At 69.7% G+C, this 4,683-nt stretch carries 4 protein-coding genes; all 4 read right to left on the bottom strand.

Going from position 1 to position 4,683, the window contains the following annotated elements:
• Positions 1 to 1,158 (bottom strand): nucleotide sugar dehydrogenase (locus tag V6M46_RS05050; RefSeq protein WP_332662687.1); only part of this gene is annotated, 1,158 nt, incomplete at its 3' end.
• 2 nt (positions 1,159 to 1,160) lie between these two features.
• On the bottom strand, positions 1,161 to 2,699 hold the full coding sequence (locus tag V6M46_RS05055) for a glycosyltransferase (protein WP_332662688.1): 1,539 nt from the start codon (positions 2,697 to 2,699) through the stop codon (positions 1,161 to 1,163).
• Positions 2,696 to 3,694: a Gfo/Idh/MocA family protein gene (locus V6M46_RS05060; protein ID WP_332662689.1), complete on the bottom strand. Its 999-nt coding sequence runs from the start codon at positions 3,692 to 3,694 to the stop codon at positions 2,696 to 2,698. The genes V6M46_RS05055 and V6M46_RS05060 overlap by 4 nt, the downstream gene beginning before the upstream one ends.
• The coding region (locus tag V6M46_RS05065) for a DegT/DnrJ/EryC1/StrS family aminotransferase (RefSeq protein ID WP_332662690.1) at positions 3,691 to 4,683 on the bottom strand (993 nt) is incomplete at its 5' end. The genes V6M46_RS05065 and V6M46_RS05060, both read right to left, overlap by 4 nt.

The following is a 4,683-nucleotide window of genomic DNA, read 5'->3' on the forward strand; positions in this document are numbered from 1 at the left end:
CGCCTGCACGACAACCGCGTCGACCTGCTCGCCGCGGTGCGGGGTCAGCCCCAGCGCCTCCAGCTCGCCGTCGTCGTAGAGCGGGTCGGAGACGTACGGCACGGCGCCGCGCTTGCGAAGGTCCTCTACGAGCGGGAACACCCCCGAGAACGCGGCCTCCTTGACCCCGCCGCGGTAGGCGGCGCCCAGCACCGCCACGGCCAGTCCGTCGAGGTCTCCCTCTGCGGCCGCGAGGAGGTCCACGGCGTACGACGGCATCCCGGCGTTGGCCTCGCGCGCTGCGCGGACGACCGTGGCGGCCGGATCGTTCCAGAGGTACATGCGCGGGTAGATCGGGATGCAGTGCCCACCGACGGCGATGCCCGGCAGGTGAATATGGCTGTAGGGCTGGCTGTTGCAGGCCTCGATGACCTTCAGGACGTCGATGTCCTGCGAGTCGGCGAAGCGGGCGAACTGGTTCGCGAGGCCGATGTTGACGTCGCGATACGTGGTCTCGGCCAGCTTGGCGAACTCCGAGGCCTCGGAGCTGCCCAGGTCCCACACCCCGTTGGGCCGCGGCAGGTCGTCGCGGTCGTCGAAGTCGAGCGTGGCCTCGTAGAACTCGATGCCTCGCGCGGTGGACGACGCGTCCACTCCTCCGACCAGCTTGGGGTAGCGCCGCAGGTCAGCGAACACGCGCCCGGTGAGCACGCGTTCGGGACTGAACACCAGCGAGAAGTCCTCAGAGACCGTGAGTCCCGAACCCTCCTCCAGCATCGGAGCCCAGCGGTTGCGCGTCGTGCCGACCGGGAGCGTCGTCTCGTAGCTCACCAGCGTGCCGGGCTTCAGGCCGCGGGCGATGTCACGGGTGGCCGCGTCCATCCAGCCGAAGTCGGGCACGCCCTCGGCGTCGACGAACAGCGGCACGACGACCACGACGGCCTCGGACCGGGACACGGCGTCGGCGGTGTCGGTCGTCGCGCTCAGCAGTCCCGCGTCGACCGCGGCGCGCATCTTGGTGCCCAGCTCGAACTCACCCGGGAACGGCTCGGTTCCGGCGTTGACCGCGTCGACCACCGACTGGTTGACGTCCGCGCCGATGACCCGGTGCCCCTTGCTGGCGAACTGCACCGCCAACGGCAGTCCGATCTTGCCGAGCGCCACCACACAGATCTGCACGTTCAATCTCCTGACACAAGTCGCGAATAGATGCGGTCGAGCTCGTCGGCCTGACGCTCCCACGTCCACTCCTCGAGCAGGCCGGGAGTGTCGTATGCGCGCCGGTAGCGCTGGTTGTCGGCCAGGAGGTCCTTGACGGCACGTACGTAGTCGTCGACGTCCTCGGCGACGAACACCTCGCCCTGGCCGGTCTCGCGGACCTTGGCCGCCATCGCCTGGACGTCACTGACCACGATGGGCAGGCGGGCGTGCGAGTACTCGAAGAACTTCGTGAGCAACGAGATCTCGTGGTTGGGCCAGTGATGCAGCGGGATCGCGCCCACGTCGGCGGTCGAGAGGTAGGGCACGATGTCCTCGATCGGGACGTACGGCACCAGGTGCAGCCGGTCGCGGGCACCCAGGGCCTCGGCACGGCGGGACAGCTTGACGACGTAGGGCAGCTCTGGGTCCGAGACGACCAGGGCGACGTGGACCCCGTCGAGCATCGGCAGCGCATCCACCATGGTGTCCAGACCGCGCTTGTGCGCCGCAAGCCCGCTGTAGACGATGAGCGGTGTGTCCGTCGTGAGACCGCAGGCCGTACGGACGTCGACCGCCGTGGAGGATCGTGAAGAGGCATCGTGCGCCATCGGGGCGTTGAGGACGACGCCCGGTTGCTGCTGGAGGCCGTGCTCCTGCACGAGCAGGTCGCCCAGCTCATCGCTCACCGTGACGACGGCGTCGGCGTAGGGCGCGAACTCGTGCTCGAGTGCCTGCATGGCCGGACGCCATCGCGGGTGCATCCCCTGCGCGCCCCACGACCGCATCCCGGGCAGGAACTCGTGGGCATCCCACACGAGCTTCACCGGGCGGCCGGAAGCCTTGGCACGGGCGGCGGCGCGCGCGCCGACCGCCAGCATGCGGAAGTCGTTGGCGTGGATGAGGTCGGGCTTCAGGTCGTCGATCACCGGGCCGTAGGCAAGCTCCCAGTCCCATACTCCGGGATCAAGCCGACGCCAGGCCCGGTCACCGAGCACCTTCTGCCACATCGCGGTCGTGAACCGGTCGAGTGGGCCGTCCATCGCCTTGCGGCGACGGTTCAACGAGTCGGTGCGCGCCGACCGGAAGCTGACCCAACGGCCTGCCACCTTGGCCATGAAGAGCTGGGCGCCCAGCGCGAAGCGGCCCGCGGACGCCCAGGCCGATCGACGACCCGAGAGCACCGCCCGGCGGACCACAAGATCGGCCTTCCACGCCTTGACCCCCTGCACGCGGTAGGCGGCCAGCGGGCCCGGCGGGTACGCGAGCGGCGAGCGCAGCCCGCCCCGGCGGTACTCGAAGCGGCGTACCTTCATGGGGTTCAGCACCCTGATCAGGCGAACCGTCGCCTGGCCGATGTTCCACTCGACCCTCTGGTCCCCTGCGGGCTTGCGGCCCAGCAGGACGACGTCCCAGCCGCGCTCGGCGGCCGAGACCGCCTCCTTCTGCACCCGCGAGTCGAACCGGACACCGTTGTCGACGAGCATCACGATCCGGCCACGAGTCCCAGAGGGCTCGGTCATCCGCGCTCCTGCGCGAGCGCGGTGGACACCACGCGACCGGTGGCCGCCGCCTCGAGGATCGCCGCCGCGACCTCGACCGTGCGCAGGCCCTGCTCGAGGGTGACGATGTCGGAGTCCTTGCCCAGGACCGCGTCACGAAAGCGCTCGTGCTCGACCAGCAGGGGCTCACGCTTGCTCAGCGCGAACCTGGTCATGTCCCCTTCGGACACCCCCCTGAACGCCTGCACGAGCTCCCACTCGGTGGTGACGACACCGTTGGCATAGAACGTGAGGTCGGCGCGCAGCGTGTCGGCGATGAAGCAACCCCGCTCACCGGTGACGACGGTCGAGCGCTCCTTGAACGGGCTCAGCCAGTTGACCAGGTGGTTGGCGATCACGCCGCCGGTCATCTGCGCGACCACGGCGACCATGTCCTCGTGAGGGCGACCGCTCTTCTTGACGGTGTGCGCCGAGACCGACTGGTAGTCGTCGCCCGTGACCCAGCTGGTGAGGTCGATGTCGTGGGTCGCCAGGTCCTTGACGACGCCGACATCGGCGATGCGGTGCGGGAACGGGCCCTGGCGGCGGGTCACGACCTGGTAGACCTCACCGAGGTCGCCGGCCGCGAGCCTGGTCTGGAGACTCTGCAGGGCCGGGTTGTAGCGCTCGATGTGCCCGACGCCGGCCACCAGGCCCTTGGCCGCGAACGCGTCCGCGAGCCGCTGGGCACCGGCCACGGTGTCGGCCAGTGGCTTCTCGATCAGGGCACTGACCCCGGCGTCCGCCAGGGCGAGGCCCACGGACTCGTGCAGGCCGGTCGGGCAGGCCACGACGGCGTAGTCGATGCCGAGGGCGATGAGCTGCTCGACGTCCGTCACTACAGGAGCGCCGTGCACGGGCTCCTCGAACATGGGGTCGGCGACGCCGACCAGCTCGACTCCCTCGAGGCCGGCGAGGACGCGCGCGTGGTTGCGACCCATCGCGCCCATCCCGATCAGTCCGGCGCGCAAGGTCATGCGCTGGCCACCACGTCGTTGACGCCGGCGATGATGCGGTCCAGCTCCTCGTCGGTGAGTGACGGGAACACCGGGATCGACAGGACCTCGAGCGCGGCGCGATCGGTCTCGGGCAGCTCGCTGTCTCGATGGGGCGAGCCGTCGGCGCCGAGGTAGGGCTTCAACCGGTGGATCGGAGTCGGGTAGTAGACCGCGCTGCCGATGCCTCGGGCCTTGAGGCCCTCCTGGATGGCGTCACGGTCTGACTCCACGCGGATCGTGTACTGGTGGTAGACGTGCCGATAGCCGCTCGGCACCGCAGGCGTGGTGACGCCCTTGAGCTCGGCGTCGAAGCGCGCGGCGTTGCTGCGCCGCTTCTCGGTCCAGCCGTGCAGCTGCGTCAGCTGGCGGCGGCCGATCGCAGCAGCGACGTCCGTCAGCCGCATGTTGGCGCCGACAATCTCGTTGGCGTAGCGCTGCTCCATGCCCTGGTTGCGGAGCAGTCGCAGCGTCCTGGCCACCTCCGCATCAGCGGTCGAGACCATCCCTCCCTCGAGGGAGTGCATGTTCTTGGTGGGGTAGAAGCTGAAGCAGCCGACGTCGCCGAAGCTGCCGACGGCCTGGCCGTCGATCGCCGCTCCGTGGGCCTGCGCCGCGTCCTCGACGACGGCAAGCTTGTGGGTCTCGGCCAATGCCTTGATCGCGTCCATTCGCGCCGGGAGTCCGTAGAGGTGGACCGGCATGATGGCGACCGTACGGGGACCGATGAGGGCCGCCACGGCGTCGGGGTCGACGTTGAACGAGTCGGGCTCGATGTCCGCGAAGCGCGGCTCCGCGCCGACCAGCCGCACAGCGTTCGCCGTCGCCGCGAAGGAGAAGGACGGGACGATGACCTCGTCACCGGGACCGATGCCGAGCGCGAGCAATGACAGCTGGAGAGCCGAGGTGCCGGAGTTGACGGCGACGCAGTGCGCCCCGCCGACCACCTCGGCGAACTCGTCCTCGAAGCC

The organism is Aeromicrobium sp. (assembly GCF_036676885.1).
Taxonomy (GTDB): Bacteria; Actinomycetota; Actinomycetes; order Propionibacteriales; family Nocardioidaceae; genus Aeromicrobium.

What these genes read in the sequence shown, in the direction of transcription:
- V6M46_RS05060 (WP_332662689.1), bottom strand. Translation starts at nt 3,694, where the DNA reads ATGACCTTGCGCGCCGGACTGATCGGGATGGGCGCGATGGGTCGCAAC.
- V6M46_RS05055 (WP_332662688.1), bottom strand. Translation starts at nt 2,699, where the DNA reads ATGACCGAGCCCTCTGGGACTCGTGGCCGGATCGTGATGCTCGTCGAC.